The organism is Streptomyces sp. WAC04114 (assembly GCF_019733245.1).
Classification (GTDB): Bacteria; Actinomycetota; Actinomycetes; order Streptomycetales; family Streptomycetaceae; genus Streptomyces; species Streptomyces massasporeus_A.
Genome location: NZ_JAIGQA010000115.1, coordinates 1 through 26870 on the forward strand (window position 1 = coordinate 1; position 26870 = coordinate 26870).

Annotated in this window: 24 protein-coding genes; 10 read left to right on the forward strand and 14 right to left on the reverse strand. The window is 68.6% G+C overall.

The window, feature by feature from the left end; translation table 11 throughout:
• Positions 1 to 88: 88 nt before the first annotated feature.
• On the reverse strand, positions 89 to 229 hold the full coding sequence (locus K4G64_RS40455; RefSeq protein WP_308122487.1) for a DUF397 domain-containing protein: 141 nt from the start codon (positions 227 to 229) through the stop codon (positions 89 to 91).
• Positions 183 to 1100 carry a helix-turn-helix transcriptional regulator gene (locus K4G64_RS25635; RefSeq protein WP_221758363.1) on the reverse strand — a complete coding sequence of 306 codons (918 nt, stop codon included), beginning with the start codon at positions 1098 to 1100 and terminating at the stop codon, positions 183 to 185. The genes K4G64_RS40455 and K4G64_RS25635 overlap by 47 nt, the downstream gene beginning before the upstream one ends.
• 201 nt (positions 1101 to 1301) lie before the next feature.
• Between K4G64_RS25635 and K4G64_RS40460 the strand changes: the two genes are divergently transcribed.
• A complete protein-coding gene (locus K4G64_RS40460; protein WP_260460969.1) occupies positions 1302 to 1727 on the forward strand; it encodes an ATP-binding protein in 426 nt (141 codons plus the stop codon).
• A gap of 127 nt (positions 1728 to 1854) precedes the next feature.
• Here the strand turns inward: K4G64_RS40460 and K4G64_RS25645 are convergent, their stop codons facing one another.
• Entirely contained in the window at positions 1855 to 2385 is a 531-nt protein-coding gene (locus K4G64_RS25645) for a YbjN domain-containing protein (RefSeq protein WP_221758365.1), read from the reverse strand.
• Positions 2386 to 2550: 165 nt separating this feature from the next.
• Here K4G64_RS25645 and K4G64_RS25650 point away from each other — a divergent pair, with 165 nt between their 5' ends.
• On the forward strand, positions 2551 to 3039 hold the full coding sequence (locus K4G64_RS25650) for a hypothetical protein (RefSeq protein ID WP_221758379.1): 489 nt from the start codon (positions 2551 to 2553) through the stop codon (positions 3037 to 3039).
• Between the two features lie 4 nt (positions 3040 to 3043).
• Here the strand turns inward: K4G64_RS25650 and clpB are convergent, their stop codons facing one another.
• Positions 3044 to 5641, reverse strand: a complete 2598-nt coding sequence (clpB, locus tag K4G64_RS25655; RefSeq protein ID WP_221758366.1) for an ATP-dependent chaperone ClpB — start codon at positions 5639 to 5641, stop codon at positions 3044 to 3046.
• A 103-nt stretch (positions 5642 to 5744) separates the two neighbouring features.
• Here clpB and K4G64_RS25660 point away from each other — a divergent pair, with 103 nt between their 5' ends.
• Entirely contained in the window at positions 5745 to 6161 is a 417-nt protein-coding gene (locus K4G64_RS25660) for a pyridoxamine 5'-phosphate oxidase family protein (RefSeq protein ID WP_221758367.1), read from the forward strand.
• 167 nt (positions 6162 to 6328) lie between these two features.
• Here the strand turns inward: K4G64_RS25660 and K4G64_RS25665 are convergent, their stop codons facing one another.
• Positions 6329 to 6664: a hypothetical protein gene (locus K4G64_RS25665; RefSeq protein ID WP_030846386.1), complete on the reverse strand. Its 336-nt coding sequence runs from the start codon at positions 6662 to 6664 to the stop codon at positions 6329 to 6331.
• A gap of 303 nt (positions 6665 to 6967) precedes the next feature.
• Here K4G64_RS25665 and K4G64_RS25670 point away from each other — a divergent pair, with 303 nt between their 5' ends.
• On the forward strand, positions 6968 to 7981 hold the full coding sequence (locus tag K4G64_RS25670; RefSeq protein WP_221758368.1) for a helix-turn-helix transcriptional regulator: 1014 nt from the start codon (positions 6968 to 6970) through the stop codon (positions 7979 to 7981).
• A gap of 68 nt (positions 7982 to 8049) precedes the next feature.
• The gene (locus K4G64_RS25675; protein WP_221758369.1) at positions 8050 to 9039 is read left to right on the forward strand and encodes a LuxR family transcriptional regulator; all 990 of its coding nucleotides are present in this window, start codon (positions 8050 to 8052) and stop codon (positions 9037 to 9039) included.
• Here the strand turns inward: K4G64_RS25675 and K4G64_RS25680 are convergent.
• The 7 genes from K4G64_RS25680 to K4G64_RS25710 form a co-directional block, all read right to left on the reverse strand.
• Positions 9002 to 10045 (reverse strand): helix-turn-helix transcriptional regulator, encoded by a 1044-nt coding sequence (locus K4G64_RS25680; RefSeq protein WP_221758370.1) that lies wholly within the window; start codon positions 10043 to 10045, stop codon positions 9002 to 9004. The genes K4G64_RS25675 and K4G64_RS25680 overlap by 38 nt on opposite strands.
• 187 nt (positions 10046 to 10232) lie before the next feature.
• Entirely contained in the window at positions 10233 to 11342 is a 1110-nt protein-coding gene (locus tag K4G64_RS25685; RefSeq protein ID WP_260460971.1) for a substrate-binding domain-containing protein, read from the reverse strand.
• A 280-nt stretch (positions 11343 to 11622) separates the two neighbouring features.
• Positions 11623 to 12075, reverse strand: a complete 453-nt coding sequence (locus tag K4G64_RS25690; protein ID WP_033310108.1) for a heat shock protein transcriptional repressor HspR — start codon at positions 12073 to 12075, stop codon at positions 11623 to 11625.
• Positions 12076 to 12080: 5 nt separating this feature from the next.
• Positions 12081 to 13271: a molecular chaperone DnaJ gene (gene dnaJ / locus K4G64_RS25695; RefSeq protein ID WP_142161419.1), complete on the reverse strand. Its 1191-nt coding sequence runs from the start codon at positions 13269 to 13271 to the stop codon at positions 12081 to 12083.
• Positions 13272 to 13304: 33 nt separating this feature from the next.
• Positions 13305 to 13961, reverse strand: a complete 657-nt coding sequence (gene grpE, locus K4G64_RS25700) for a nucleotide exchange factor GrpE (RefSeq protein WP_142161421.1) — start codon at positions 13959 to 13961, stop codon at positions 13305 to 13307.
• Positions 13958 to 15814 (reverse strand): molecular chaperone DnaK, encoded by a 1857-nt coding sequence (gene dnaK / locus K4G64_RS25705; protein ID WP_062928188.1) that lies wholly within the window; start codon positions 15812 to 15814, stop codon positions 13958 to 13960. Before dnaK ends, grpE begins: the two co-directional genes overlap by 4 nt.
• 94 nt (positions 15815 to 15908) lie before the next feature.
• On the reverse strand, positions 15909 to 16928 hold the full coding sequence (locus K4G64_RS25710) for an MraY family glycosyltransferase (RefSeq protein WP_221758372.1): 1020 nt from the start codon (positions 16926 to 16928) through the stop codon (positions 15909 to 15911).
• Between the two features lie 241 nt (positions 16929 to 17169).
• On the opposite strand from K4G64_RS25710, the gene K4G64_RS25715 reads away from it, so the two are divergent.
• The 3 genes from K4G64_RS25715 (at position 17170) to K4G64_RS25725 (ending at position 21144) form a co-directional block, all read left to right on the forward strand.
• Positions 17170 to 19497 (forward strand): (Fe-S)-binding protein, encoded by a 2328-nt coding sequence (locus tag K4G64_RS25715; RefSeq protein WP_221758373.1) that lies wholly within the window; start codon positions 17170 to 17172, stop codon positions 19495 to 19497.
• A 286-nt stretch (positions 19498 to 19783) separates the two neighbouring features.
• A complete protein-coding gene (locus tag K4G64_RS25720) occupies positions 19784 to 20419 on the forward strand; it encodes a hypothetical protein (RefSeq protein ID WP_221758374.1) in 636 nt (211 codons plus the stop codon).
• Positions 20401 to 21144, forward strand: a complete 744-nt coding sequence (locus tag K4G64_RS25725; protein WP_221758375.1) for a glycosyltransferase — start codon at positions 20401 to 20403, stop codon at positions 21142 to 21144. The genes K4G64_RS25720 and K4G64_RS25725 overlap by 19 nt, the downstream gene beginning before the upstream one ends.
• A 12-nt stretch (positions 21145 to 21156) precedes the next feature.
• Here K4G64_RS25725 and K4G64_RS25730 read toward each other — a convergent pair whose 3' ends face one another.
• A complete protein-coding gene (locus K4G64_RS25730) occupies positions 21157 to 21945 on the reverse strand; it encodes a hypothetical protein (protein WP_221758376.1) in 789 nt (262 codons plus the stop codon).
• Between the two features lie 62 nt (positions 21946 to 22007).
• Here K4G64_RS25730 and K4G64_RS25735 point away from each other — a divergent pair, with 62 nt between their 5' ends.
• Positions 22008 to 22922, forward strand: a complete 915-nt coding sequence (locus K4G64_RS25735) for a polyprenyl synthetase family protein (protein ID WP_221758377.1) — start codon at positions 22008 to 22010, stop codon at positions 22920 to 22922.
• A 54-nt stretch (positions 22923 to 22976) separates the two neighbouring features.
• Here K4G64_RS25735 and K4G64_RS25740 read toward each other — a convergent pair whose 3' ends face one another.
• Positions 22977 to 24269: a hypothetical protein gene (locus K4G64_RS25740; RefSeq protein ID WP_308122488.1), complete on the reverse strand. Its 1293-nt coding sequence runs from the start codon at positions 24267 to 24269 to the stop codon at positions 22977 to 22979.
• Positions 24270 to 24898: 629 nt separating this feature from the next.
• On the opposite strand from K4G64_RS25740, the gene K4G64_RS25745 reads away from it, so the two are divergent.
• Positions 24899 to 26428, forward strand: coding sequence for a VCBS repeat-containing protein (locus K4G64_RS25745; protein WP_221758378.1), 1530 nt, complete (start codon positions 24899 to 24901; stop codon positions 26426 to 26428).
• The last annotated feature ends 442 nt before the right edge of the window (positions 26429 to 26870 follow it).

Here is a 26870-nt window from a genome sequence, read left to right on the forward strand (position 1 = left end):
GGCGGGTAGTTCTCTCCCCGGTTCTTTCAGGAGGTCAGTGGCCTACCGGACCCTCGCGGACAAGGGCCCGGTGCGTCCGGAAGCCGCTTCAGGGACGGTGGTACCCGGCCTTCAACTCGCCTATGAAGGCGGCCCAGGAGGCGGCTTCGAAGCACAGCAGGGGACCGGCCGGGGCCTTGCTGTCACGGACGGGGACGACGGCCCCTCGGAACCTGTCGGCCACCTCCACGCAGTCGCCCCCCTCCTGATTGCTGTAGCTGCTCTTGCGCCAGGCGACGCCGTTCAGATCGAGACGGGAGTTTCGCTCCACGGTGGTTGTCCTCCCTCACGGATCGGATCATGTCCAGGGACATGAGCGGGGGCAGAGCTGCCGCCCGCAGCCGATCGTAAGTCAGCGCGAAGCTCCTCACCCCGTCCGGATCCTCGATGAGTTGGCCGTGATGCGCGCCTTCCGTGTAGGCGACCTCCGAGCCGTCCGGCATGGTGAGCACAGTGAGCGAACCGCCCATGACCTCATGCTCGCCCTGGTCGAACGGCAGTACCTGCACAGTGATGTGCGGTTCCGCCCTGGTTCTGAGCAGTCGCTCCAACTGCTCATGCATCACCCCCTGGCCACCAACGGGACGCCGGAGCACCGCCTCGTCGAGAACGACCCACAGCTCCGGCCGATCGGGCATGCCCAGCCGCTCCTGTCGTCCCAGACGAAAGGTGACCCGTTCTTCCAACTGCTCTTCACTGCCGAGCGTCCGACCGACTCTCAGTACCGCCCGCGCGTAGTCCTCCGTCTGCAACAGGCCGGGCACCACATGAGCCGCGTACTGCCGGACCGCCACCGCCCGCTCCGCGTGCTCCATGAACTTCCGCGACCAGTCCGGAAACGCCTCCCGGTACACATACGGCCACAGCTCCACCAGCAGGTCCTCCGCACCGAGTGCCGCGTCCAGCGCACGCGCCAGCTCCAGCGTCGGCTTCGCTCCGGACGCGCGCTCGATCTGCGTGATCCGCGTGCTCACGACATGCGTCCGGTCGCCCAGCTCGGCCTGTGTCAGCCCCGCTGCCGTCCGGAGCCTGCGCACCCGGGCGCCGAACAGCGCGGCCATCGACGCACTGGGGTCAATTCCGTTGGCCAAGGCATCACTTCCGTTCCTTACGGCTGCACAAGTAAGGCTGTGCCCCCTGTCGAGCGTAGGACGATCGACCGACTCTTGAGCACGGAACGTGATGACTCGTGTGCGCAACGAAGCGCCTCGACGGAAAGGGACGGGCAGGCCGTGCTGACAGAAACCTCAACCCCGGGAGACATGCCGCAGCGTGAACTTCAGTCGCTCACGATGCAGTTCCCCTCCTCCCCGCGCGGTGCGCAGCTCGCCCGGCGTCACGCCCTCCGGTGGATGGAGGAACGGGGACACCCACCGGCGTCGGACGTCTCCTGCGCGGTCGCCCTCGTCGTCGGCGAGCTCGCGGCGAACGCGGCACAGCACGGTCGGGTTCCCGGCCGGGAGTTCGGTCTCCGGCTCGTCCTGGACCGGGCCCCGGGCGTGCTGCGGGTGGAGGTCGCGGACGCCGCTTCCGCGAAGCGGCTACCTACGGCCGCGCCCTCGTCGTCTCCCGAAGGCGAGTCCGGCCGGGGGCTGCTCCTGGTGGACGCCCTGGCCGAGCGCTGGGGGTCGACGCCTCGCAGCCCGGTGGGCAAGACGGTATGGGCGGAGCTTCGCCTTGAGATCTGATCCGCCCCCTCGGCGAGGGAGGGGAGGCGGCGGCGTCCGGGGGAGGCGGCGCCGAAAAGGCGTACGGCGCGTACAGCGCGTACCTGCTCGTACGCGCCGACGCGCCGCTGCGGGGCCGGCTGAGGATCTACTCCTCGTCCTCGGGCTTCTCCGCTTCGTTGATCTCCTCTTCGATACCGAGCTGCTCGATGAGCCACTTGTCGAACTCGATCGCCGCGCGCACCCAGCTGACCGTCGAGGAGACGAAGTGCTCCAGGCTGACGCCCATGCCGATCAGCATCTGGGCCTCGCCGATCAGGCGGACCGTGCCGTCGTCGTGGGTGTGGCTGTAGACCTTGGGCCACAGGGTGCGGCGGTTCCAGTCGTCGATCGACTCCAGGATCTGCGGCTTGGCCTCGATCTCGTGGGGCCGGTCGTAGAACGTCCGCACGGAGAAGACCTGCTGGTCTCCCTCACCTCGGAACATGAAGTAGGTGCGGAACTGCTCCCACGGCGCCGCGAGGTCTCCCTCGTCGTCGACGACGTACTTGAGCTCCATCTGGTCGAGGAGCTGCTTCACGAGGTCCTGATCCGGGACGACGGGGCCGGCCGGGCCGCTGCCGGGCTGCGGCTCGGGCTGGCCCCCGAAGTTCGGAATCGAGGACGGGTCGATGGTCACCGTGAATTTCCCTTCGTACGGATTCCGCCATCCTCCCCCATGCGGGGAGGGGGGTGGCAAGCCCCGACAGACCCTGTCAGCCCTGGGCTGACACGATCCGGTCAACTGCAACCTCCGGGTACCCACAACCGTCCTCCTGAGCAGCCGACGGAGGGGACGGTGCACATGCGGGCAGCGGAGCGGGGCCACACCCGGTGGGGGATCGTCCTGGGGTTCCTGGCACTGCCGGTGGTGGTGCTCGGCGTCATGGTCATCGGCCTGTTCCTGTGGGCCTGGACGGACGACGACGACACCCGCGACGGCACCCGTACGGGCGCCAAGGCGACGGTCCCCTGCACCGAGGCCCTGGCCTTCGGCGCCGCCGCGCGCCCCGCGAACGCCCGTGTCGACGACTGCACGGTGCAGCGGGGCATCGACACCTCGTACGCGGCGGTGCTGCGGATGCCGCGCGAGGACGTCCGCGACTGGCTGCGCGAGACGTACCCGAATGGCCCGAAGGCGCGCACGGGCGGTGGCGCCTGCGGGGCGCTCTGCCTCGACGTGACCCACGAGAACGGCCTGCCCGGCACGGCGGAGGCGCATGTGGTCCAGGTGAGGGTGGAGTACGAGAACGCCGAGACCGCGCTCGTGCGGTTCTCGGCGTTCACGATGTGACGGACTAGAGCGTCTTGCCCGTCGCCGGGCCCACCAGCAGCCCGTCCTCGAAGCGGTCCACCCGGACCGTGTCGCCGTCCTTGATCTCGCCGGACAGGATCTCCTTGGCGAGCCGGTCGCCGATGGCGGACTGGACGAGGCGGCGCAGCGGCCGGGCGCCGTACGCCGGGTCCATGCCCTCCTCGGCGAGCCAGGCCAGCGCCTCGGGCGTGATGTCCAGGGTGAGGCGCCGCTCGGCGAGCCGCTTGGCCAGGCGGTCCAGCTGGAGCCTCGCGATGCGCTCCAGCTCGGGCTTGGTCAGCGCGGCGAAGACGACCAGGTCGTCCAGGCGGTTGAGGAACTCCGGCTTGAAGGAGGTCCGCACCACCTCCAGGACCTGCTCCTTCTTCTCCTCCGCGCTGGTGATCGGGTCGACCAGATACTGGCTGCCCAGGTTCGACGTCAGCACGAGGATCGTGTTGCGGAAGTCGACCGTGCGGCCCTGCCCGTCGGTGAGCCGCCCGTCGTCGAGCACCTGGAGCAGGATGTCGAAGACCTCGGGGTGGGCCTTCTCCACCTCGTCCAGCAGGACGACGGAGTAGGGGCGGCGGCGCACGGCCTCCGTGAGCTGGCCGCCCTCCTCGTAGCCGACGTATCCGGGCGGGGCGCCGACCAGCCGGGCCACGCTGTGCTTCTCGCTGTACTCCGACATGTCGATGCGGACCATGGCCCGCTCGTCGTCGAAGAGGAAGTCGGCGAGGGCCTTGGCCAGCTCGGTCTTGCCCACGCCCGTCGGGCCCAGGAAGAGGAAGGAGCCGGTGGGGCGGTCGGGGTCGGCGATGCCGGCACGGGATCGCCGTACGGCGTCGGAGACCGCGCGCACGGCCTCGGTCTGGCCGATGAGCCGCTTGCCCAGCTCGTCCTCCATGCGCAGCAGCTTCTGCGTCTCGCCCTCCAGCAGGCGGCCGGCCGGGATGCCGGTCCAGGAGGCGACGACGTCGGCGATGTCGTCGGCGCCGACCTCCTCCTTGACCATGGTGTCCTTGGCGACCTCCTCCTCGGCCTCGGAGGCGGCCTCCAGGTCGCGCTCCAGGGCCGGGATCTCGCCGTAGAGCAGCTTGGAGGCGGTGTCGAAGTCGCCGTCGCGCTGGGCGCGCTCGGCCTGGCCGCGCAGTTCGTCGAGGCGTTCCTTCAGCTCACCGACGCGGTTGAGGGACTGCTTCTCCTTCTCCCAGCGGGCGGTGAGGCCGCGCAGCTCCTCCTCCTTGTCGGCGAGGTCGCGGCGCAGCTTCTCCAGGCGCTCGCGGGAGGCGGCGTCGGTCTCCTTGCCGATCGCCAGTTCCTCCATCTTCAGCCGGTCGACGGCGCGCTGGAGTTCGTCGATCTCGACGGGCGAGGAGTCGATCTCCATGCGCAGGCGGGAGGCCGCCTCGTCGACGAGGTCGATGGCCTTGTCGGGCAGGAAGCGGGAGGTGATGTACCGGTCGGAGAGCGACGCGGCGGCGACGAGCGCGCTGTCGGCGATCTGGACCTTGTGGTGGGCCTCGTAGCGCCCCTTGAGTCCGCGCAGGATCGCGATGGAGTCCTCCACGGTCGGCTCGGCGACCAGCACCTGCTGGAAGCGCCGCTCCAGGGCGGGGTCCTTCTCGATGCGCTCGCGGTACTCGTCGAGGGTCGTGGCGCCGACCATGCGCAGCTCGCCGCGGGCCAGCATGGGCTTCAGCATGTTCCCGGCGTCCATGGCGGAGTCGCCGCCCGCACCGGCGCCGACGACGGTGTGCAGCTCGTCGATGAAGGTGATGATCTGCCCGTCGGAGTCCTTGATCTCGGCGAGGACGGTCTTCAGCCGCTCCTCGAACTCGCCCCGGTACTTCGCGCCCGCGACCATGGCTCCCAGGTCGAGCGCGACGAGCCGCTTGTCCTTCAGCGACTCGGGAACGTCGCCCTTCACGATCCGCTGGGCGAGCCCCTCGACGACGGCGGTCTTGCCGACGCCGGGCTCGCCGATCAGCACGGGGTTGTTCTTGGTCCGGCGGGACAGCACCTGCACGACCCGCCGGATCTCCTGGTCCCGCCCGATGACGGGGTCGAGCCTGCCCTCCCGCGCGGCGGCGGTGAAGTCGGTCCCGAACTTCTCCAGGGCCTTGTACTGGCCCTCGGGGTCGGCGGTGGTCACGCGTCGCTGCCCTCGCGTCTTCTGGAATGCGGCCTGGAGCTTCTTGGCGTCGGCCCCCTGCCGGGACAGCACCTCGCCGGCCGCGCCGCCCTTCGCGGCGAGGGCGATGAGGAGGTGCTCGGTGGAGAGGTACTCATCGCCCAGGTCCTTGGCGCGGGCCTGCGCGTCGGCGACGACGGCGAGCATCTCGCGGTTGGGCTGGGGCGGCGCGACGGTCGACCCGGTCACGCTCGGCAGCCCGGCGAGCACGCGCTCGGCTCCGGAGCGCACGGCGGCCTGGTCGGCGTCGACCGCGGCGAGCAGGTCGGTGATGTTCTCGTTGTCCTGTCCCTGGAGCAGCGCGAGCAGCAGATGGGCAGGGGTGAGGTCGGCGTGTCCCTCGGTCACGGCCCGGTTGCTGGCAGCGTTGATCGCGTCCCGGCTCCGGTTGGTCAGCTCGGCGTCCACGTTCGCGTTCTCCTCCTTGCACTGACCCGAACGGCTTGCACAAAGTTGAGTCTAGTGCACTCAAGGACGGTTCCGGGAGGCTCGGGGGTCTAAGTTCCGGGGCATGGCGACCAAGTACTCCGTGGACCCCGGCGCTCCGGATCCGTCGTATCTCGACTTCTGGCGGGAGCGGCACCTGTGCACCCTGACGACTCCCCGCCCGGACGGCACTCCGCATCTGGTACCCGTCGGGGTCACATACGATCCCGAGGCCCGTCTGGCTCGGGTGATCACGAACCGGGCCAGCGCGAAGGTCCGGTATGTGCGGGCCGCCGGCGAGGAGGGGGCGGCCGTCGCCGTCTGCCAGCTTCAGGGGCGCCGCTGGGCGACCCTGGAGGGCCGGGCCTTCGTGAGCGATGAGCGGGACCGGGTCGCCGAGGCGGAGCGGCGCTACGCGGAGCGCTACGGCAGGACGCCCTCACCGAATCCGGCGCGCGTGGTGATCGAGATCCACCTGACGCGGGCGATGGGGCGAGGTTGAGCGAAGTGAAAATCCACAGCGGTGATCGACCGGATCCGGCCACTGCCGGACGGGGTCGATACCCGGAAATATCCCTGAAAACTGCAGCGGCGTCACCGTGTTCAGGTCACGGTGACGCCGCTGCGGGGGGAAGCACCTGAGCGATCTGTTACGACGGGGGAATCGCGTCAGGCACTGCGGGGGGTGGCAGAGATGGTCCTCGGGGCAGGAGAGTCGGCCTCCACCTGCTGGTGGTCCCTTTGGTCCAGGTTCACAAAGATCATTCCGTACCGTACGGCACATCGCACTGGCTGCGGCGCCCCCCGAGGCCGCCGCAGACACCGGTACGCCCGTACGTCCTCGTCGTCGTCCCGCGTGACGACCACCGGCTCGCCGAAAACAGTCACCATCAACGAGTCACCGCTGTGGGGGATGGCGGTGACCAGGTCGATGAAGTGCCAGCCGGAGCGGTAGGCGGTGGCCATTTCACGACGGAAGGAGCGGTCGTCGGGTGGAGTGGTCACATCAACGCTCCGAGTCCGCGACTATCGCCGGCCAATGACTGTCCGCCAGGACATCGCTCCGGACATCGCTCGTGACACTCTCCGGCCAATGACTGTCCGCCCGGGTATCACCCTTCGCGCCGGAGTAACCCACCACTCCGCTGACAGCGACGGCAGAGAGAGCGGCAGCAAGTACCGAGCGAAGCAGTCTCTTGCGCATAGTCGGCTTCGTCCTCACTTGTGAGTCTCCTCTTCCCCCGTCAGGTAAGACGATGGCTCATTCGAACACGTCATGGCCACACAATCGGTGCATCATGTTCCTGCATGTTCAGGACCCTGGGGGGTGGAGATTTCGTGGCAAATCAGACTAAGGCGACGCATCCCCATGCGGTCACCGAGCTGTGCGAGGACGGCAACCGACTCTATGCGAACGCCCTGCGTGCAGGGCGGATCGCTCGCACAGACGTGATCTCGGCGCCTTGTCTGGTCGAGTTCGCACTTCTTCACCCGGACCCCGAGGACGAGGACTGGCTGCTGCCGGTGCCGCCGACCGTCGCACTCGCCGAGCGTCTGCACCCGATCGAGCGTGACATCGCGGAACGCAGACAGTTGTCGATCAAGATCGCGGACGCGTTCGAGCCCTTCATGACCCTGGGCGCCCAGGTGACGGCGACCGACCACTCGATCACAGTGCTGGAAGGCGGCGACCGGATCAATGCGGCCCTCAACCTGGCCACGGCCCAGTGCCAGGTGGAGATGCTCACCATCCAGCCCAGTGACGACCGCTTCTCCGAGCGCAGCCTCACCCAGGGACTGGAGAGGGACCGGGCCATGATCGAGCGGGGCGTCCGGATCCGGACGCTCTACCAGCACACAGCGCGTTACAGCCCTCAAAAACTCGCCTATGTGGCCCAACTCGCCAACGGCAAGGCGGAGTACCGCACGATCGACGAGGTGGTAGAACGGCTCATCGTCTGTGATGGGTCCGTCGCGTTCATTCCGGCCCGTGACGACCAGCAGGTCGCCCTGGAGCTCCGCCACCCCGGACTCGTCCGGTACCTCGTGAAGGTCTTCGAGTTCATGTGGAGTCGTTCGGTCCCGCTGAGCGCCGGCGCCCCCTACGGACCGGCGGCGGACGGCATCACGGACATCCAGTACTCCATCGCCAAACTCCTCGTGGAGGGTCATGTCGACGAGGCCATCGCCCGTCGCCTCGGCATGAACGTGCGCACCTGCCGGGCCCACATCGCCAAGCTCGCGGCCACCCTCGGCAGCGGCAGTCGTGCACAACTCGGTTTCCTCATCGCGCAGTCCGGAATCCTGGAGAAGGAAGACTGAGCGGTGGCCGGCCGCCATACGGCAGTTGTCGCACGAGCATCGACTTGAGACCAGGACGGAGCCAGACGGTGAGCGCGCCCTTGCACCCGGAGCACAGTGTGGAGCAGCTGTGCGACGCAGGAGTCGCGGTGTACCAACGTGCCCTCCTCGAAGGCCGGGTACGCGCGCAGGAGGCCGTCGGCACGCCATGCCTCCTCGACTTCGGGTTGCTGCAACCGTCGGTGGAGGAAGCGTGCTGGCTGGAACCCGTAGCTCCGGCCCTCGCGTTGCACCGGCTGCTGCGCGGCTCCGAGGAACGCATCGCCGACGAGCGGCGACGCGAAGAGCAGCTGATCGAAGCGTTCCAGCCGCTCATGCAGATCGACAACGGCCCTCCGGCCGGGGCAGTCACACCTATGCTCAGGGTGATCAGCGGCAAGGAGCGGATCAACCGCGAGATCACCGCGGTCATGGCCAACGCATCACGTGAATTGCTCACCGTCCAGCCCCGCATGGCACTGACGGGTGCGCCTCTCGAAGCGGCCTATGCGCTTGCCAGGGCTCGTGACCAGGGTCTGCTGGACCGTGGTGGCCGTATTCGCACCCTGTACCAGCACACCCTTCGTCACCTGCCCATCATCGTCGCCCACCACGAACGCCTGCGCGGAGATGTCGAAGCGCGTGCGCTGGACGAGGTCACCGACCGGCTCATCATCGTCGACCGTGCCGTTGCCTTCATTTCTGCAGACGCGGAGGGCACCCTCGCGCTCGAGATCCGTCAGCCTGCGATCGTCGGATACCTGGCCGATGCCGTCGACCGCTTGTGGCAGCTGGCCACGCCGGTCTTCCCTCAAGCCGCTGCCCGCCCCACCCGGGACGGCATTACCCCCCGCCAGCACGCCATAGCCGCCCTCCTCGTCGAAGGCCACACCGACGCCGTCATCGCCGACCGGTTGGGCATGAACATCCGCACGGCCCGCGTCCACATCGCCAAGCTCGCGGCAACGCTGGGGAGTCAGAGCAGGGCGCAGCTCGGGTTTCTCATCGGACGCTCGGGGATTCTTGACCAGGAGCACTGAGGGATCTGGAGGCAGCAGCCCCCTGCGGCCCGTCCAGCCCCGCCTGGGCGATGCGTACGCCCAGCTGTGTACGGCTCGCCGCCCCCAGCGTCTCGGAGAGGCGCGCGATGTGCGCCCGGCACGTCCGGACGCTTATGCCCAGCCGTTCCGCGATGACGGCGTCCTGGTGTCCCTCCGCCAGCAGCGCGGCGATGGACTGCTCCCGGTGGGAGATGCCCTCGATGCCCGTGTCGGGCAGCGGGGCCGTGAGGGGGATGGCGAGGCGCCAGAGGCGGTCGAAGACCGTGACGAGGTAGGCGACGAGCGCGGGGTGCCGTAGCTCCAGGGCCATCGTGCGGTCGGAGTTGGCGGGGATGAAGGCGACCGTGCGGTCGAAGAGGATCAGCCGGTCGATCACCTCGTCCAGCGTGCGCGCCTCCACCGCGTCGCCCATCAGCTCCAGATAGGTCAGCAACCCCTGCCCGTGCCGGGCGACATGGGTGTACAGGTCCCGCATCCGCACCCCGCGCCCCCGCAGCGCCAGCGCCCGGTGCAGCCCCTCGGAGAGCTCCGCCTCGCGGCGGATGCCGCCGGGCTGGACCGTGAGCACCTCGGTGGTGCACGCCTGGGTCGCCTCGTCCATCGCGGCCTGGATCCGGGCGAGTCCGTCCAGGACCCGGATCGCCGGGCCCTCCGCCCCCGGCCCGGCCGGCCGCACCTGGCGGCCCAGTCCGGCGTACCACTCGACGGCCGCGACGGCCGAGCCCACCCGCCGCTGGCTCGCACTGACCTCGTCGTGCATCCCGCGCAGCAGCCGGGTCATGACCTCCTGCGGGGAGGTCGGCACCAGCCAGTCCATGTCGTCGGGGTCCGGGTGCAGCAGGGCGAGTTCCAGCAGGCAGGGCACCGGTTCCGCGTCCCGTCGCGGCACCCGGCCGCGCCGTACGGCCCGGGAATACACACGATCCCCGGCCTCGCACAGTCGGTCGGCACCATGGGGATGCTCATCCGCCCCGTGCCCGGCCATCGCCCATCCCACCCCCGGTTCCGCCGTCCTGCCGCAGCGCAACTATGCGCGGACGGGACGTGCTCCGCAACACGGCTCCCCGCGCGGCGAGCACCGGAAACCACCGGTACGCACCGGTTTCCGACGAGCCTCCGCCCGTCACGTCGCGGCAGCCGGCCGGGGTGGGTGAACCCGGCCCGGGGCGCGGCTACTTCAGACCCGCCGCCTGGCACGCCGCCTTGTACTCGGCCGTGCAGATGTCCGACAGCTTGTAGATGTCGTCCGCGACCACCGTGTCCTTGATGTTCTCCTTGGTGAGCGCGACCACGGGCACGAGCTGCGCCGGGATGCCCTTGTCCGTGGGGCTGTCGACCTTGTCGCGGGCGAGGGCGGCGAACTGGATGTCGCGGCCCTGGACCTTGGCGACGGCCATCTCCGCGGCGTTCTCCGCCTCCTGCGGGTAGGACTTGTACACGCTCATGTACTGCTCGCCGCTGAGGATCCGCTGCACGGCGGGGAGCTCCGCGTCCTGCCCGGTGATCGGGGGCAGGTCGGACACGCCCGCGGCCTTCAGCGCCTTGACGATGCCGCCGGCCATGCCGTCGTTGGCGGAGTACACCGCCGCGATGTTGCCCTTGCCGATCTTCTGGATCGCGCCGGCCATGTTGGCCTCGGCGTTCTCCGGCTTCCAGTCCTCGGTGTCGAAGGAGTCGGCGATCGTCACCTTGCCGTTCAGCTCGGACATCGCGCCCGCCTTGAACTGCTTGGCGTTGGGGTCCGTCGGCGAACCGTTCATCATGACGATCTTGTCGGAGAGGCTCGCCTTCTCGCCGATGGCCTCCAGCAGGGTGCGGCCCTGGACCTCACCGACCAGCTCGTTGTCGAAGGAGATGTAGGCGTCGATCGGGCCCTCGGCCAGCCGGTCGTAGGCGATGACCGGGATGCCGGCCTCCTTGGCCTTCTTCACGCCGCTCGCGATGGCCGTCGAGTCGACGGCGTCCAGCAGGATCACGTCGACGCGGTTGTCGATCATCCGCTGCATCTGGCTCGCCTGCTTGTCGGCGCTCGCCTCGGCGTTGGCGTACTCGACGCGGCCCTTGTCGTTGGTGAGCGACTCGACCTTCTGCTTGATGATCGGGTAGTCGAAGTTCTCGTACCGCGTGTTCGCCTTCTCCGGCAGCAACAGCCCCACGGTGATGTCGTTGCCCTTCGCCGGGCTCGCGTCGTCACTGCTCCCCGTCGCGTTGAGCATGCCGCAACCGGCGAGCGTGACGGACATCGTGGCGACTGCCACGGATATGGAGATGCGACGACGCATGCGGGAGCTCACTTCGCGTGTGATTCGGACGCGGGCACCTCTTTTGGGACCCATGTGACTGAAAAGCCAACGCTGATGCGCCTCCAGCGTCAAGCGGAACCACTTAACGAGATGGCAACACCACGCTCCGCAGCAGTTGTGAAGACTCTGCGGAATCATCTTCAAGTGCCGCGCACCCTCCGGTCATCCACAGGAGATCGGGTGAGACCGGGTGAAATCACACCAAGGCATGCGAAAGGGCCGGGAGCGAACTCCCGGCCCTCTCATGTGCGCATGCGCGTCAGTCGGACTGCTGTTGCCGCTTCGGCCGCCACACCACCAGCGCGCTGGTCTGCTGCACCTCCTGGTACGGCACCAGGTCGCGGCGGTACGACGCGTGCACCGCGGCCTCGCGCTGGCGCATCGCCGCCGCGGCACCGTCGAGCGCGTCCTGCATCTCGGCCACCCGGGCCTGGAGCGCGGCGACCTGGTTCTCCAGTTCGATGATGCGCTTGATTCCGGCCAGGTTGATGCCCTCGTCCTGCGACAACTGCTGGACGGTGCGCAGCAGTTCGATGTCGCGGGCCGAGTAACGCCGACCCCGGCCCGCGGTGCGGTCCGGGGAGACCAGGCCCAGCCGGTCGTACTGGCGCAGGGTCTGGGGGTGCAGGCCGGACAGCTGGGCCGCCACCGAGATGACGTAGACCGGGGTCTCCTCGGTCAGTTCATACGGATTGCGCCGACGACCGTCCATCTGACTCATGCTCCCTTCGCGGCCTGGAACAGATCCGCCCGCGGATCCTCACCCGCGGTCGCCTCGCGGTACGCCTCGAGTGCGTCACGAGCCTTCCCCGTCAGGTCCTTCGGAACACTCACCTCCACGGTGACCAGGAGGTCGCCGCGGGTGCCGTCCTTGCGGACCGCGCCCTTGCCCCGGGCGCGCATGGTGCGCCCGTTGGGCGTGCCCGGAGGCAGCTTCAGCGTGACGGGCGGGCCGCCCAGGGTGGGCACCCGCACCTCGCCGCCGAGGGCCGCCTCGGTGAAGGTCACCGGGACGGTGACCGTGAGGTTGTCCTCCTTGCGGCCGAACACCGGGTGGGTGTCGACGTGCACGACCACGTAGAGGTCGCCCGCCGGCCCGCCGCGCTCGCCCGGCGCTCCCTTGCCGCGCAGCCGGATCCGCTGGCCGTCGCTGACGCCCGCGGGGATGCGCACCTGCATGGTCCGCGAGGACTTGGCCCGGCCGCTGCCCTTGCAGACCTCGCAGGCGTTCTCCGCGATCAGGCCGCGGCCCTTGCAGTCCGGGCAGGGGTCGGTCAGGGAGAAGCCGCCGCCGCTGCCCCGGGCGACCTGCCCGGTGCCGACGCAGGTCGGGCACACGCGGGGCGTGCCGTTCTTGTCGCCGGTGCCCGAACAGGCCTTGCAGGGGGACTGCGACGACATCCGCAGCGGGACGGTCGCGCCCTCGATCGCCTCGGTGAAGCTGAGCGTGACCTCGGACTCGATGTCCTGGCCGCGCCGGGGGTGCGTACGCGTCCCCGGCCCGCCCGCGCCGCCGCGGTTGAACAGGCCCCCGAAAACGTCACCGAGGCCGCCGCCGAAGCCGCCGGCTCCCTGACCGCCGCCGCCCTGGGCGCCGCCTCCGAAGAGGTCACCCAGGTCGAAGTTGAAGGAGCCGCCCGCGCCGCCCGGCCCCGGGCGGAAGCCGCCGTTGCCGAAGAGGGCGCGCGCGTCGTCGTACTCCTTGCGCTTCTTGGGGTCGCCGAGGATGTCGTTGGCCTCGGAGATCTCCTTGAAGCGCTCCTCCGCCTTGACGTTGCCGGTGTTGGCGTCCGGGTGGAACTCGCGGGCGAGTTTCCGGTACGCCTTCTTGATCTCGGCCTCGGTGGCGTCCTTGGGGACGCCGAGGACCTTGTAGTAGTCCTTCTCGATGAAGTCCTTGGTGCTCATCCTCGACGCCCCTCCTTCCCTTCGTCTGTGACGTCAGCCCTCGTCCGGGCCACCGCTCTCCTTGTCGTCGGCGTCGGCGGACTCGTCCGCCTTGACCGTCTGTGCCCCCGGCTGGGGTTCGGCCACCGCCACCCGCGCGGGGCGGATGGTGCGCTCGCCGATCCGGTACCCGGGCTGCAGGATCGCGACGCACGTCGTCTCGGTGACGTCCGGTGCGTAGCTGTGCATCAGGGCTTCGTGGATCGTCGGGTCGAAGGGCTCGCCCTCCTTGCCGAACTGCTGCAGGCCCATCTTCGCCGCGGTGCTCTCCAGCGACTCGGCGACGGACTTGAAGCCGCCGACCAGTTCGCCGTGTTCGCGCGCGCGGCCGATGTCGTCGAGCACGGGCAGGAGCTCGGTCAGGAGGTTCGCGATGGCGATCTCCTTGACCGCGATCCGGTCGCGCTCGACCCGGCGGCGGTAGTTCTGGAACTCGGCCTGGAGGCGCTGGAGGTCCGCCGTGCGCTCACCGAGCGCCGTGCGGGCCTGGTCCAGCTGGGCCACCAGAGCCACGTCCTGGCCCGTGTCCCCGGCCGGGGCCGCCCCCTCCTCCGCGGAGGGGGAAGCGGCCTTCGGCTCGGCGTCGTCGGAGGTGGCGCCGGAAGGGACGTCGGGCTGCTGCTCGTCGAAGCCCGGGGTCTCCTCCGTCACGCGGCACCGTCCTTCCGGTCCTCGTCGACGATCTCGGCGTCGACGACGTCGTCGTCAGCGGCCTTGGCACCACCGGCGGCACCGGCGTCACCGGCGGGACCACCGGCCGCCTGGGCGGCGTTGGCATCGGCGTACATGGCCTGGCCGAGCTTCTGCGAGACGGCCGCGACCTTCTCGGTGGCGGTGCGGATCTCGGCGGAGTCCTCGCCCTTGAGCTTCTCCTTCAGCTCGGCGACGGCCTCCTCGACCTCGGTCTTGATGTCGCCCGGGACCTTGTCCTCGTTGTCCTTGAGGAACTTCTCGGTCTGGTAGACGAGCTGCTCGCCCTGGTTGCGGGACTCGGCGGCCTCGCGGCGCTTGTGGTCCTCCTCCGCGTACTGCTCGGCCTCCTGGCGCATGCGGTCGACCTCGTCCTTCGGCAGCGAGGAGCCGCCGGTGACGGTCATCTTCTGCTCCTTGCCCGTGCCCAGGTCCTTCGCGGTCACGTGCATGATGCCGTTGGCGTCGATGTCGAAGGACACCTCGATCTGCGGGACGCCGCGGGGCGCCGGCGGCAGACCGGTCAGCTCGAACATCCCGAGCTTCTTGTTGTACGCCGCGATCTCGCGCTCGCCCTGGTAGACCTGGATCTGCACGGAGGGCTGGTTGTCCTCGGCGGTGGTGAAGATCTCGGACCGCTTGGTCGGGATCGTCGTGTTCCGCTCGATGAGCTTGGTCATGATGCCGCCCTTGGTCTCGATGCCGAGGGACAGCGGGGTGACGTCGAGGAGCAGGACGTCCTTGACCTCGCCCTTGAGGACACCGGCCTGCAGGGCGGCGCCGATGGCGACGACCTCGTCCGGGTTGACGCCCTTGTTGGCGTCCTTGCCGCCGGTCAGCTCCTTGACGAGCTCGGCGACGGCGGGCATACGGGTGGAGCCGCCGACCAGGACGACGTGGTCGATCTCGCTGATGGAGATGCCGGCGTCCTTGATGACGTTGTGGAACGGCGTCTTGCAGCGCTCCAGGAGGTCCGCGGTCAGCTGCTGGAACTGGGCGCGGGTGAGCTTCTCGTCGAGGTGCAGGGGGCCCTCGGCGGAGGCGGTGATGTAGGGCAGGTTGATCGAGGTCTCGGTGGACGAGGACAGCTCGATCTTCGCCTTCTCGGCGGCCTCGCGCAGACGCTGCAGGGCCATCTTGTCCTTGCCCAGGTCCACGCCGTGACCGGACTGGAACTGCTGGACCAGGTAGTCGACGACGCGCTGGTCCCAGTCGTCACCACCGAGGTGGTTGTCACCGTTGGTGGCCTTGACCTCGACGACGCCGTCGCCGATCTCCAGCAGCGAGACGTCGAACGTACCGCCACCGAGGTCGAAGACCAGGATGGTCTGGTCGTCCTTGTCGAGGCCGTACGCCAGGGCGGCCGCGGTGGGCTCGTTGACGATGCGCAGCACGTTCAGACCGGCGATCTCGCCGGCCTCCTTCGTGGCCTGACGCTCGGAGTCGTTGAAGTACGCCGGGACGGTGATGACCGCGTCGGTCACCTTCTCGCCCAGGTAGGACTCGGCGTCGCGCTTGAGCTTCTGGAGCACGAAGGCGCTGATCTGCTGCGGGTTGAAGGGCTTCCCGTCGAGCTCGATCTTCCAGTCCGTGCCCATGTGGCGCTTCACGGAGCGGATGGTCCGGTCCACGTTCGTGACCGCCTGGCGCTTGGCCACCTCTCCGACGAGCACCTCACCGTTCTTGGCGAAGGCGACGACGGACGGCGTGGTCCTGGCGCCCTCGGCGTTGGTGATGACGGTGGGCTCGCCGCCCTCCAGAACGCTGACGACGGAGTTAGTCGTGCCCAGGTCGATGCCGACCGCACGTGCCATGGTTGATTCCTCCAGCTGACTTGAGTGGAACGGACTCAAGTGTGCACGACGGCCCCCAACCGGTCAACAGAGCTGAGTCGGGCAGGCTCAACTCTTATCCGTTCCTTACACGCAATGGGGCTCCTACCTGCGACGATACGCTGCGTCGAGGGTCGTACACAGACACCCGCAAGAGGGCGAACACCAGGACGAGGGCCCCTCCCACCACCCACCACAGGGCGCCGGCCCCGATGTGGCCCGCGTGCGCGAGTACCCCGACGAGCATCCCGGACAACGACCCGATCCCCAGCAGCAGACTCGCCCCCCGCGCGGTCAGCCCGAGCCGCCGCAGCCGGTGCGCCAGATGGTCGGGCCCGCCGCGCCCCACGCCCCGCCCGGCCAACCGCCGTACCGCCGCCACGAGTACGGCATCGGCGGCCACCACCGCGGTCAGTGCGAACAGGACTCCCGCGCTCTCCACGACCCCGGACCCGGCCCGGGCGTACACGGCCCCCACGGCGATCACGAACCCCGCGGCCATGGACCCGCAGCCGCCCAGCGCCACGCGCGCGGGGTGCCAGTTGTGCAGCAGGAACCCGGTCAGCGCGGCGGCCAGCACGCTCATCAGCCCCGCGATCGAGTCCATCACCTCCACGGCCGCACAGGCCGCCACCCCGAAGGCCGTGACGACTCCGACCGTGCCCGCCAGCCCGTCGGCGTGATCGAGCCCCCGGAACCCGAACACCACCGCCACGACCCACGCGACGGCCAGCAGCCCGGTCCCCACCCCCGTCTCCCCGTACGGCACGACACACGCGGCCGCCACGCCCGTACCGGCGGCCAGCACCCGCCGGCGCAGCCGCCACACGTCACCGGCGAGCCCGAGCAGGGCGACGGCGCCCGCTGCCACGAGCACTCCGGTCGTCCCGTCGGCGGCCGGTGCGAACCCCAGCCACTCCCCGACCCCGACCACCAGACCGGTGACGATCACGACGGCCACACCCCCGGACAGCGGTACGTCCCGCTGCCGCCGCCGCTCGACCAGGCGCAGCCGTAGCGCGGGGGCTCGCAGGGCGGCCGCGAGCAGGGCGGTGAGGAGAAGGGCGGTGGCGGCGGCGGTGATCCCGTAGAGCACGGATATAAGGTAGGCGGAATTATGACAATTCGGTATGAATAACACGACTGGATCGCTCCGGCATCCGGCCCGTTTCTGAGGCAACCCTCAGCGATTCAGATCACTGCCCACCCGGCTACAGTGCGGCGGAGGATGAGGGTAGTCTCAGACGGACTGCATAAGTTACCGCTTAGTAATCTCGGGGAAGCCTGAAGAACGACAGGTCCCCCTGACAAGACCCTCGCAGGCCCGAGGAGCCCCCATGCAACTCGCCGCGATCATCGTGTCGCTGGTTCTGACCGTGGTCGGCGTCGCGCTGCTCGCACGCGCGATCGGCCAGTTCGTCCGGTACTTCAAGCTGGGCCAGCCGGTCCCCGCCGGTACCCGGACCGACAACCCCTACCAGCGCAGCGTGACCCTGGTGAAGGAGTTCCTCGGCCACACGCGCATGAACCGGTGGGGCATCGTCGGTGTCGCCCACTGGTTCGTCGCCGTCGGCTTCCTGACGCTGCCGCCGACCCTCGCACAAGCCTTCGGCCAGCTGTTCAAGGCCGACTGGGTGCTGCCGGTCATCGGTGAGTTCCTGCCGTTCGAGCTCTACATCGAGTTCATCGGCGTGATGACGATCCTGGGCATCGCAGTGCTCATCGCGATCCGCCTGCTGAACCTGCCGAACCGCCCGGGCCGCAAGTCCCGCTTCGCCGGTTCCAAGGCCGGCCAGGCGTACTTCGTCGAGTACGTCATCCTCACGATCGGCCTCGCGATCTACGTCCTGCGGGGCCTGGAGGGCGCGCTCCACCACGTCGACCACTACGAGGCGTCGTACTTCGCGTCGTACCCGCTGGTGCTCGCGTTCAAGGGGCTGAGCGTCACGGCGCTGCAGAACCTCGTCTACTTCGTCGCGATGATCAAGATCAGCACCTCGTTCATCTGGATGATCGTGGTGTCGCTCAACACCAACATGGGCGTGGCCTGGCACCGCTTCCTGGCCTTCCCCAACATCTGGTTCAAGCGCGAGGCGAGCGGCGGCACGGCCCTCGGCGCGCTCCAGCCGATGACCTCGGGCGGCAAGCCGATCGACTTCACCGACCCGGGCGACGACGACGTCTTCGGCGTCTCCCAGGTCGAGCAGTACTCCTGGAAGGGCCTGCTGGACTTCTCCACCTGCACCGAGTGCGGTCGCTGCCAGTCGCAGTGCCCCGCCTGGAACACGGGCAAGCCCCTCTCCCCCAAGCTGCTGATCATGTCCCTGCGGGACCACGCGCACGCCAAGGCGCCGTACCTGCTGGCCGGCGGCGGCAAGACCATGGAGGGCGAGGAGAAGGCGTCCGAGGAGCAGCTCGCCTCGGTGCCCGCGGCGGCGCTGGCCGAGGCCGAGCGGCCGCTGGTCGGCACGCTGGAGGAGAACGGCGTCATCGACCCGGACGTCCTGTGGTCCTGCACCACCTGCGGCGCCTGTGTCGAGCAGTGCCCGGTCGACATCGAGCACGTCGACCACATCGTCGACATGCGCCGCTACCAGGTGATGATCGAGTCGTCGTTCCCGTCCGAGGCGGGCACGATGCTCAAGAACCTGGAGAAGAAGGGCAACCCCTGGGGCCTGGCGAAGAAGCAGCGCCTGGAGTGGCTCAAGGAGGTCGACTTCGAGGTCCCGGTCGTCGGCAAGGACATCGAGGACCTGTCCGAGGTCGAGTACCTGTACTGGGTCGGCTGCGCGGGCGCCCTGGAGGACCGCGCCAAGAAGACCACGAAGGCCTTCGCCGAACTGCTCCACATCGCGGGCGTCAAGTTCGCGATCATGGGCGGCGACGAGAAGTGCACCGGTGACTCCGCCCGGCGCCTGGGCAACGAGCCCCTGTTCCAGGAGCTCGGCATGGAGAACGTCATGGCGCTGAACATGGCGTTCGGCGAGGAGATGGACGACGAGGGCAAGGTCGTCGCCGAGTCGGCGAAGCCCAAGTCGGCCAAGAAGATCGTCGCCACCTGCCCGCACTGCCTCAACACGCTCGGCAACGAGTACCCGCAGCTCGGCGGCGACTACGAGGTCATCCACCACACGCAGCTGCTCCAGCACCTCGTCGACGAGGGCAAGCTGATCCCGGTCACGCCGGTCGAGGGCATCATCACGTACCACGACCCGTGCTACCTGGGCCGCCACAACAAGATCTACACGCCGCCGCGCGAGATCATCGCCGCCGTCCCCGGTGTCCGCAACGAGGAGATGCACCGCCACAAGGAGCGCGGCTTCTGCTGCGGCGCCGGTGGTGCGCGGATGTGGATGGAGGAGCGGATCGGCAAGCGCATCAACAACGAGCGCGTGGACGAGGCCCTGTCGGTCAACCCCGACATCGTCTCGACGGCCTGCCCGTTCTGCCTGGTCATGCTCACGGACTCCGTCAACGGCAAGAAGAACGACGGCAAGGCGAAGGAGTCCATCCAGGTCGTGGACGTCGCCCAGCTGCTTCTGGACTCGGTGAAGACGCCGGTCCCGGCGGAGAGTGCCGACGACGACGGCGACGGTGACGACGGCGAGCCGCCGGCCGGCACGGCGGACTCGGAGAACGCTCCGGAGCCGGAGCCGGTGAAGTAGGCGACCGCAGCTGTTCTTTCCTGCGCCCCCTGTCCCGAGTCATCGGGCGGGGGGCGTCGGCGTTCCGGCGCGCTGTGCAGAACCCGTGCACCGGCCAGGCGGCGAGGAGGGCTTTCCTCGCCTGCACCGCATAAGGGATTCCCCGGACATCCGGGGAATGTGCCTCAGGGGCACCTACGAATAGAACTGGCGTCCATCCGCCCCAGCGGATCCGACGCCCTTGCACCCCAAACCCCGCGCCTGCCACCCTTACGCTTCATCTCCATCTCTCCACCAGGGAGACCCAGTGACCGACCAGGCAGAAACCCCTCTCAAGCGTTCGGCTCTTCTCGCCCTCAAGCTGTTCGGCGGAGCCTGCTGGGTGGCCGCCTATCGCGAAGCGATCAAAGAAACCGAAGAGCAGGGCACAGAACTGCTCCCGGAGGCCGCTGTGGCCTTCAACTTGGCCTGGGAGGCAATTTACTCGGCCGGTGGAATCTACACCTGGAAAAAACTGTCACTGGAGGACAAGGCCCAGACCCTGATCAACATCTCCTGGCTGGTGCACGACGTGAAATGGCTCAGGTCGATGCGCAGACGGGGTACGCAGGTGAGGCCGGCCCTCATCGTCCTGGCTGCGGCGTACCAGCTGGGCTTTCTGGCGAAGCTCCCACCCGGTGAGGCAGCCCGGATCTCAGCGCTCTGGCAGAACCTCGGATTCTCCGGTTATTGCGCGCTCGTCCCTCCCGATAAGGCCGACGAACACACCCGGAATTTCACGCTCCTCAGGGCCATCGGCACTGCCGTCCCGACCATGACGTCCGGCGTTCTGCGAGGAATCCAACCGAAATACCTCGCACCCGGACTGGGATGCGTACTCTTCGATCTGATCCGCTTGGCCAGGCAAGAGGGAGGGCGGACGAGTTGGCGCTCTCGATCATAATACCCACCCTCAATGAGGAGAAATACCTGGGCGCACTCCTGAAATCGCTGCTCGACCAGCGTCTGAAGACCGCCTACGAGGTCATCATCGTCGACGCCAGCCCGAACGAACGGACGGCACGGGCGGCGAACCAGTACGCCGACGCTATCCCTTTAAAAGTCACCACATCGCCTGTCGCGGACACCGGAACCCAGCGCAACATAGGAGCCCGGTTAGCACGGCATGAGCATCTGCTCTTCCTGGATGCCGACGTCGTACTGGGCGACGGCGTATTGCACCGCTGCCTCAGGCGGCTGAACCCGGACGAGCTCCATATCGTCTCGGTGCGCCACCGGGCAGATCACTCCACGACGGGAGTGCGGGCCACCCTGGTCTTCATCTATTTCCTCATACTGCTCGCCCGCCTGGCGGGCCTGCCCGTGACCAACGGCGATTGCCTGCTGACCAACAGGCGAACATTCCAGGCGACAGGCGGTTTCAAGGAAGGCTTCCTGCTCGGCGAGGACACCGACTTCGGAATGCGCGCCTGCAGACTCGGTGCGCGGCACTCGATCGAGTGGCGCGCGTTCGTCATCGCCAGTTCTCGTCGTCTGTCCGTCACGCCCGCCTGGAAGCTCGCACTGACCTGGGCCACCGCCTATACGCGCGTCATCCGGGGGAAGGGGCCGACCGGAGCACGCCCCGACGACGAGAGCTACCCCTACGGCAGGTGGTGCGGCCCGTAAGGCCACGGCCCCTTACGCGAGACGGCTCCTCTTGCGCATGTAGTGGCTCTCCAGCGGGGCGATGACGATGAGTTGCACGAGCATCAGGAGCAGCATGATGACGCTCCACCTGACCTGCCCGTAGTGCGAAGCCGGCACGAAGAGCAGGATCCACAGCACAAAGGCCGTCTGGGCACTGCCGCGCACCACCCATATGAAGCGGGTCCTTCGACTGCGGACCGCCCCGATCACCAGCGGAAACACGGCATCGGTCACGAGAATTCCGAGAATCAGAAGCAACTGGTTCACCGACGGGCTGCCGATCGTGGCCCCCAGGAAGTAGAACTGGGCCAGCGCGACCGTCAGTACGACGTGGGTGACTTTCCTCCTGAAGGGTTTCGCCTCCGGGATGAGCAAATAGATCCGCACATTGTTGATGTAATAGAGCCCCATCCAGATCAGCATGGCCAGCAACTGGCAGATCAGGACGATCTGCTGGGGAGTCACATTGATATCCGGGTTTCCCGCGTGGAACGTCACATCCAGCGGCGATCGATCGAGTGTCTGAATACTCGTCTCGAAGGCCCGCTGCACACAGATGGCGTAGAAAGCTCCGATGGCGATCTTGTACGGTTCACGAAAGGTAGCGGAGTCCAGTCCTTCCTTTTGCGCTCGCCCCGCCGGGATCTGAGCATCACTCGTCTCACGGGTCTCCTCGGGTAACGATCGCGATGAGCGCCGCGGGCTCCTCAGCACGTAAAGCGAGAAAGACACGACAAGCAAGATCGATAAACGCTTCAGCACCTGCAGCCCGATTGACATGGCGGAAGCATACTCGGCAGCGTTCCTTTGCGTGATGCTAACGAGAGAATGAGAGCAATGATTTGATCTACGACTCTCACTGGAGCGACATTCGCAGCGAGATCCGTCTGGCCTTGGCGAGACATCTCGATGAGATCGGCCTTCCCTGCGATATCGTTTCCAGGCTGTCGCACAGGGGGCGCTTGAACAGGGCCTCGCTCTTCTTAATCCTTGCTGACCCCGGTGACACGAAAGAAAACAGAGAGTCCATTGTGACTCTGGCCGTGGGCCTCGAAATGATCCACAAGGCCAGTGTGATACGTGACGATGTAGAAGACCGGGACATCCTGCGCCGGGGGCTCCCCACGGAACTCTCCCTCATGGGACCGGCCGGGGCGCTTGCTCTTTCCGATGTTCTGCTCGCCCACGGCCTAACCACCATTTTCCGCGTGAAGCCGACGGCAATGCACCAGATTCTGAACACCTTGGCGAGCATGTCATCCGGGCAGTTTCACGACGTGCACAGCGGCATCGCCATCTCGGATCCCTTCGACGTCGCGGAGCGGAAAACCGGCAGCCTCCTGGCGCTGGTCTTCTGGATGGGCGCCCTGTGTTCCAGCCGCTCCCGTGAGGACCGCCGTCTGCTGCACAGCATCGGGCTTCAACTGGGAACCGCATTTCAGCTCGTCAATGACATCAACAATGTCACGCGAGACGAAGGGCGCGGAAAAGACATAAGGTCCGATCTCGCGGAACGCAGGAACTCGTCCATCGCCCTGCTCATGAGCCGGCAGGGCGCGGGGACCGATGAGGCACCGACAGAGACGGACATATCCGCGGCCGTCGACCAGGCCCGTGCGGAGGTCGCCCGACGGCTGGACGAGGCGAAGGCCCTCGCCTCACAACTGGATGAGCCGCTGCCGGTCCGGCTCCATCTGCTGATCAACGACGAGGCGACCGCACGCGACTTCGTCAACGATCAGCAGGCTCTGATCTGACGGGCACGCCTGGGGGCCGGCCCCGAGCCCAGTGGCCGCCGGCCCACCCTGGTGTCAACGGCCCACCCGCACAACCTGTGAAGTCGCCCCGCGGAACGACTCCGTCTTGTCGAACTGCGCACGGTAGTGACCCCGCCGCCCTTCGGCGATGTCCGCCGAGAAGCCGTGACCCTCACCGGACCAGCCGGCCTGCACCGTCGCCAGGTCCGTCCAGCGCTTGCCGTCGCGTGAGTACTGGATGCGCACCGGGATGTCCGCGGGCGTCCAGCCGTCGGGGAAGTCCATGGCGCCCTCGACGTGCACGCCACCGTCCTCGGTGCGGGCGGCCGAGAACGAGGTGAAGACGGAGGCGCGCCGGACGGTGATCTCGGGGCTGTTCGCGGAGGCCTCGGCGATGAACGGGTCGTCGCTGTGCGAGGCCACGCGGAAGGTGCCGGTCTCCCCCGGGGTGTGGGTGAAGGTGGTGGTCCTGCCGTCCGCGCCGGTGGTGAAGTAGCCGACGCTGGCCCACTGGTTGCCGGAGGAGGCCTCGTAAAGGGCGCCGCCGCTCTGGCCCTCGAAGGGCACCCAGCCCTGCGGGGTCTCGCGCTCCAGCGTCGCAGTGACGGTGACCTGCTCCCCGTAGTCGATCGTCCTGGCTTCGGACGGTGCCTGGAAGGTCCAGCGCGTGGCCACGTGACGGATGTCGATCCGCGTCGACTCGGACTCGCCGTACAGGACGTACGGGTTGGCGCTGTCGTGCCGGTAGACGGCCTGGACCGGCACCGCGTCGTTCACGGTGACCGTGCCGGAGAAGTGGCCCTGCGCGTCGGTGCGGACGGTGTTCTCCGTCCAGTAGTCCACGTCGAGGTCAACCCGGTGGTCCGCCAGGGGCTTCAGCTCCCGGGTCGCCGGCCAGCGCCCCTTCAGGGTGCCGTCGATGCGCACCTGACGGTGGTCGGTGTCGATCTGCGTGCGGTCGGGGTGCACGTCCTCGAACACCGCGGCGACGTAATAGGCGAGAGAGCCGGCGGAGTTGTCGACGTCGCGGTCGCCGTCGGCGTCCGTGGCCTCGATGCGGACGTCGTAGCTGCCGAGGTCCGGAAGGTCGAGCGGCTTCTTCGTGCGCCACACGCCGTTGTCGGCGGTGCCGGAGACGAGGTCGAACGCGTCGAACTCCACGACGGCGACTTCCTGCTGCGTGGCCGCGGAGACGAGACGGGCCCTGATTCCCGTGATGGCGCTGTCGGAGCTGATGCCGACCTCCAGGGTGCCGAGATCACCCGTGGCGCTGTGTGCGTACCGCACATCCGGAGCCTGCGCCTCCGCAGCGTTCGCCGCCGGAGTGCCGGTCACCAGGAGCGCCACGACACCGATGGCGGCCGAGGCCGCCCGAGTTCTGAACAAGGTCCCCCCAGGGATGCGTCGAGGCCGTACGTCACGACCGAACGCCCTTTCTACCGCGGGCCGTTGACCACAGCGCGCGTCTTTTGGTCCTGGATCGGCCGGGACGGTCGAGCGGGGCCACGCCTGCCCCGACCCCACCGCAATCCACGGCGGTGCCCGGCAAGAGCCCTGTTCGCGCTCGCCCGGCATGGCCCTGGTCGTGCTCGCCCGCCGCCTGGAGGACACCGGCTCCTGGAGCGGGGCTGATCATCGAGATCGCCCTGCACACCCCACCCGTGCCGCCCGGCGCCGGAACCCGGCTGTTCGGCGACCCGGGGGCGTCCGTGCCGCTGGAACCGCTCACCGGGAAGGACCGCGAGGCGGCCATGGAGGTGCTATACCGCCCGATGCCTTTCGAGCGAGCACCACACGCTCCGGTCAGCCCCGGAAATCAACCGAACTCACGTACAACCCTTACGTCCCGCCGCAGGTCTCTTGATCGCCGAACGCCCGTGAACGCCCGGACAACTCCCGGCGAACACGGACAGTCCGGCCCTCCATCGACTGTGGATGTCCGCCAGACATCCCCCGCATGCAGCAGGAGACCCCGCATGCAGCAGCACGAGCGCCCCTCCGGGCGCCGGCCCGTACCCGCAGTCCCGTCCCGACGCCCCCGCGTGCGGCTCGCCCTGGCGACCGCCGTCGCGGCCGCGCTGACCGGCACGCTGCTCTCGGCCACGGCCGGCCCGGCGACGGCCGCGGACGGCACGCACACCCCGCGGGCCGACTTCAACAACGACGGTTTCGGCGACGTGGCGTTCTCCGCCTCCGGCGCGTACGTCAGCGGCAAGAAGGACGCCGGCCAGCTCGTCGTGCTGTACGGCACGAAGACCGGAGTGTCCTCCGCGAAGCGGTCCGCGATCAGCCAGAACACCACCGGCAACCCGGGCACGGCCGAGACCGGCGACGTGTTCGGCGCCGACAGCGCCTACGCCGACTTCAACGGCGACGGCTACGACGACCTCGCCGTCTCCTCGCCGATGGAGGACGTCGGCAGCGACAAGGACGGCGGCGGCGTCGCGGTTCTGTGGGGCTCGGCCCAGGGCATCACCGGCAAGGGCGTCTCGATCGCCGACGCGGCCCCCACCAAGCACGACCGCTGGGGCCGCAACCTCGCCGCCGGCGACTTCGATGGCGACGGCAAGGCGGACCTGGCCGTCGGCAACACCTCCAACACCGTCTACGTGCTGAAGGGTGGCATCAGCGCCTCCGGTACGGCGCTCAAGGGGCGGTACAGCGTCAAGGCGCCGGTCCAGGCGTCGGGCGACGGCTCGGGCCCGCTCAACATCACCGCGGGCGACGTCAACGGCGACCGCCGCACCGACCTGGTCGTCGACGGCTTCGAGACCGCCACCGGCCAATACTGGAACACCAACTACCTCCTGCTGGGCACGAGTTCCGGCCTGTCCGCCGCCTCTGCCCAGCCGCTGAAGGCCGGTGTCATCACCGGCATCGGTGACGTCAACGGCGACGGTTTCGGCGACATCGTCACCGGCATGCACTGGAACAAGACCGACGACGGCGTGACCTTCCCCGGGGCCTCCGACGGCGGCACGGTGTGGATCACCTACGGCACCGCGGACGGCGCCGGCTCCACCACCGGCATCACCCAGAACACCGGCAACGTGCCCGGCAGTTCGGAGAGGAACGACTACTTCGGCTACGAGCTGGACCTCGGCGACGTCAACGGCGACAACTACCAGGACCTCGTGGTCGGGGTGGCGGGCGAGGACATCGGCTCGGTCGCCGACGCCGGCCAGCTCGTCGTGCTGTACGGCTCGGCCTCCGGCATCAACACGTCCTCGGGCACCCAATCGTTCGCGCAGAGCACCGCGGGTGTCCCCGGCTCGGACGAGAAGGGCGACTTCCTCGGCACCGACGTCAAGCTCGACGACGTCACCGGCGACGGCCGCGCCGACGTACTGGCCGGCTCGTACGAGAACGACGGCAACGGCGCGGTCCTCTACCTGCCGTCCAACGGCACGAAGATCACCGCCACGGGTTCCCGCACCGTCTCCCCCAGCGACTCGGGCGTCTCGACGACGGGCTACCCGAACTTCGGCGCGAACTTCGGCGACTGAGCCGTGCGGAACGGGCCGGGGTGACCCACGTCGGCGGAGCGGTCCTGCACGGGCGGGCCGTGCCGGGCCGGGCCGGGCCGGGCCGGGCCGGGCCGGCAGGCCGTGCCGGACCGGTGGGCCGTGCCGGACCGGCGGGTCGTGCCGGACCTGTGGGTCGTACCGGGCCGGGGGAGCCATCCAGGACCGGTGGGCTCTGCCCCGGACCGGCGGAGCCACCGGCGGGCCGTCCCACGCCGACTGGGTTGTCTCACACCGGCGAACCCCCCGCGGCGGAGCACCGCCGACCGAACCACCTCACGCCGCGGGGCACCCCGGGGCGGAGCCACCCGCCCCGACCGGGCCACCCACCGGGCCAAGCACGAAGCACCTCGCACCACCCCAGCCACCCGCCGGGCCAAGCACGAAGCACCTCGCTCCACCCCAGCCACCGCCCGCGCAGCAC

Bases quoted from the DNA above. Each gene is read 5' to 3' on its own strand.
- K4G64_RS25635 (WP_221758363.1), bottom strand. From the start codon at position 1,100: ATGGCCGCGCTGTTCGGCGCCCGGGTGCGCAGGCTCCGGACGGCAGCG.
- K4G64_RS40460 (WP_260460969.1), top strand. From the start codon at position 1,302: ATGCCGCAGCGTGAACTTCAGTCGCTCACGATGCAGTTCCCCTCCTCC.
- K4G64_RS25650 (WP_221758379.1), top strand. From the start codon at position 2,551: ATGCGGGCAGCGGAGCGGGGCCACACCCGGTGGGGGATCGTCCTGGGG.
- K4G64_RS25660 (WP_221758367.1), top strand. From the start codon at position 5,745: ATGGCGACCAAGTACTCCGTGGACCCCGGCGCTCCGGATCCGTCGTAT.
- K4G64_RS25670 (WP_221758368.1), top strand. From the start codon at position 6,968: ATGTTCAGGACCCTGGGGGGTGGAGATTTCGTGGCAAATCAGACTAAG.
- K4G64_RS25680 (WP_221758370.1), bottom strand. From the start codon at position 10,045: ATGGCCGGGCACGGGGCGGATGAGCATCCCCATGGTGCCGACCGACTG.
- K4G64_RS25685 (WP_260460971.1), bottom strand. From the start codon at position 11,342: ATGCGTCGTCGCATCTCCATATCCGTGGCAGTCGCCACGATGTCCGTC.
- K4G64_RS25690 (WP_033310108.1), bottom strand. From the start codon at position 12,075: ATGGACGGTCGTCGGCGCAATCCGTATGAACTGACCGAGGAGACCCCG.
- dnaJ (WP_142161419.1), bottom strand. From the start codon at position 13,271: ATGAGCACCAAGGACTTCATCGAGAAGGACTACTACAAGGTCCTCGGC.
- dnaK (WP_062928188.1), bottom strand. From the start codon at position 15,814: ATGGCACGTGCGGTCGGCATCGACCTGGGCACGACTAACTCCGTCGTC.
- K4G64_RS25715 (WP_221758373.1), top strand. From the start codon at position 17,170: ATGCAACTCGCCGCGATCATCGTGTCGCTGGTTCTGACCGTGGTCGGC.
- K4G64_RS25730 (WP_221758376.1), bottom strand. From the start codon at position 21,945: ATGTCAATCGGGCTGCAGGTGCTGAAGCGTTTATCGATCTTGCTTGTC.
- K4G64_RS25745 (WP_221758378.1), top strand. From the start codon at position 24,899: ATGCAGCAGCACGAGCGCCCCTCCGGGCGCCGGCCCGTACCCGCAGTC.